This window comes from Halobellus captivus, assembly GCF_003697845.1.
Classification (GTDB): domain Archaea; phylum Halobacteriota; class Halobacteria; order Halobacteriales; family Haloferacaceae; genus Halorubrum; species Halorubrum glutamatedens.
Genome location: NZ_RDQE01000032.1, coordinates 1 through 2,579 on the forward strand (window position 1 = coordinate 1; position 2,579 = coordinate 2,579).

Annotated in this window: 3 pseudogenes; all 3 read right to left on the reverse strand. The window is 54.2% G+C overall.

The features are described from left to right. Window positions 1–91: 91 nt before the first annotated feature. Window positions 92–733, reverse strand: a pseudogene (locus EAO78_RS17545) (Cdc6/Cdc18 family protein); the annotation flags it as partial. A 986-nt stretch (window positions 734–1,719) separates the two neighbouring features. Then, window positions 1,720–1,872, reverse strand: a pseudogene (locus EAO78_RS18820) (HVO_A0114 family putative DNA-binding protein); the annotation flags it as partial. A gap of 14 nt (window positions 1,873–1,886) precedes the next feature. Then, window positions 1,887–2,483, reverse strand: a pseudogene (locus EAO78_RS17555) (IS4-like element ISH8B family transposase); the annotation flags it as partial. Window positions 2,484–2,579: the final 96 nt, after the last annotated feature.

The window sequence follows — 2,579 nt, forward strand, 5'->3', positions numbered from 1 at the left end:
GCCAAAAGTGTCCTTCGTCTCGTTTCGGCGCTCTCACCATGTCAGACCAGCCTCTTGCTGCCGCCGCTATCGAGAGAGTGGACAACTAGCGATTGTAGGAGCTGTCAGTTCGGCTGTCAAGGTTCTCGCGGAACTTCGGGTAGTTAGTGACAACCACCGTTGACAGCTGCGTATCAACATGCTGTTCCGACATGACTCGGCTCAAACTATAGAGCAGTCGAGAGTACGCCGGTTCGTCTGCGCCCGTACTGCCGGTCAGCGCGTCGATCTCGTCGAGGATGAACACGAGTGAGTCGAAGTGATCGTCGACGATCTCGTAGAGCCGGGTGTATTTCATATCGGTCGAGACACCCGACCGAGGGACATCCCAAACCACGCCCGCCTTCCGTGCCGTCTGGTGGCCTAGCTTCCACACAGCGCGGTCGAGCGTATGGGACTCCATCGTTTTGAAATTGACTGCCACAAAGTCGAACTCAATACCGCTCTCCTGAGCTCGTTCTTTGACTTTGTTCGCGACGGCTTTCACCGTCAGGGTCTTGCCTGTTCCGCTGGGACCGTACAAAAGCAGATCCGGCGGTCGCTCACCATCGAGAGTGTCCCGAAACGCCCGAGCTTCGGCAGCGAGTTGCTCGTCCCGGCCGTAGATCCGATCCTGATCGACAATCGTACTCGAGTCAACGAGGTCCTTGTTTTCAAAAACAGTCTGTACGTCGCCATCGAGGATGCTATCCACGACAGATGATCCGGATTCTTGTGACCCACCAGACTCGGTATCTGGCTGCCCCGAGTCGGTTTCGTCGCCTTCCATAGTGGTCATTGTGATCTAACCGCTAATAACCTTTGTCGAAATGAAGGGGTCAGAGTCGAGATGAAGGGGGTGTTGTCGATATGAACACCCCTCCGTCGAAATGAATTTCCTGCCTCTTTCATATCATCACACACCAACTTCGAAGTGAAGACCCCGCCATCGATATGAAATCTCAGACAGCAAGACAGACACCCCTTCTTCGAAATGAAATCCCACCTCAGAGTCCTGTCCGCAGTAGATCTTCTTCGAAGTGAGCACCCCTCCGCCGATATGAAGCCATCCAACCCGGAAATCGGCCCCATCCACACACCCCGTCATCGAAATGAAATACAAAAACACTGTGTCCGAGCCCGTCCACGAGATTTCACCGTGAGGAATGGCAGCAGGTTCTTCGAGATGAAATGCTCGAGCAAAACACAAATACTGCCGTATTAGACCGTAAAAATTAGATTTAGAGCAATTTTCGCTGTGGAAGAACCAATTTCATATCGAAGACGGTGTGTGAGAGTCATCTTACTATTACGTCAATCTTCGATTTCATATCGAATATGGGGTGTGAGAGCTACCGATATTATCTCTCGTTGTCCGCTCATAGTAGATACGCCGTTTGTTTTCACATTATACATTCTCTTCATTTCACAGAACTAATCCGCTGTATAACCCAACTAATATCTCTCGATAATAGTCCACATGGTTGTTACACACGAACCAGTCACACCAGACATCACTTGGCTCCCCGTCGGTGGCAGGCCCAAGGGAGATCGTTGACGTCAGTTCGGCGTCGACGTAGAACCAGTCGGCATCTCGATCTACATGGTAGTATCCGTCAGGTCGGGGATTCTCTGGATAGACACCGTCAGCCATCGGTATCTCAGCGCTCAGGTGTTCGCCTTGCGCTCGCGTCCCGACGCCTATATGAGCGGGAGGTCCGCGTCGATCTCGTCGTACCACACGACGGGACGCTTCGCGCTGCCGTTCTCTTCGAACTCTAGGAGCCCGTAGTCCGCCAACTCATTCACGTTGTCGAGGACCTCCAGTGGATTCCGGTCGATAAGGCGAGCGAGTCATTCGTCTTTAGTTAAGACTCACACCTCGGTTGTGTAGCGGTAGCGAGCGTCTCTTGTAAGATCGGTCGTTGCTTGTGGATCTTCTGTGCGTCCTCGATCAGCCGCTCCAACAGCGGCGGTGGCGAATAACCGAGGTGCTCACCGAGTTCGTGGAGGATGAGCTGGGCGTGCGACCGGAAGGTCGCCGCCCAGCGTTCCGGTGGAAACACGAGCTCATCATCCGCCTGCTCGGTGACCAGATCCAACAGATCACGGCTCACAAGCAGTGACAGCAACGCTGCGTACAGCAAGATCTTCACCACGTGCTCGTTGCTCGTGTCGAACTCGTCCAGGTCGTACTGCGTCTTCAACTCACGGAACAGCAACTCCACTTCCCACCGACACCGGTAGATCTGCGCTAAATCCGCCGGAAAGAACTCCTCTCGCGACAGATTTGTCACGTATAGATGGTAGTCGTCGGCGTCCTCGTCGCGGACGCCGACGACGCGGAACCGCTTCGTATCCAGCGACCGCGTCCCGTTGTACGGCCCGCGCTTGAACTCGACTTCGACTTCCACATCGATGTACGTCCGGTCGAGATCGTCGAGCACATCACGGAGTTGCTTGCCCATCCGTCTTTAGCTAAGAGAGAAACCGCGTGACAGCAGCGGCTTATCGAGGCTTCTTTGCGAGAGGAATGAGGAGGCGACGACTGTGTACACCGA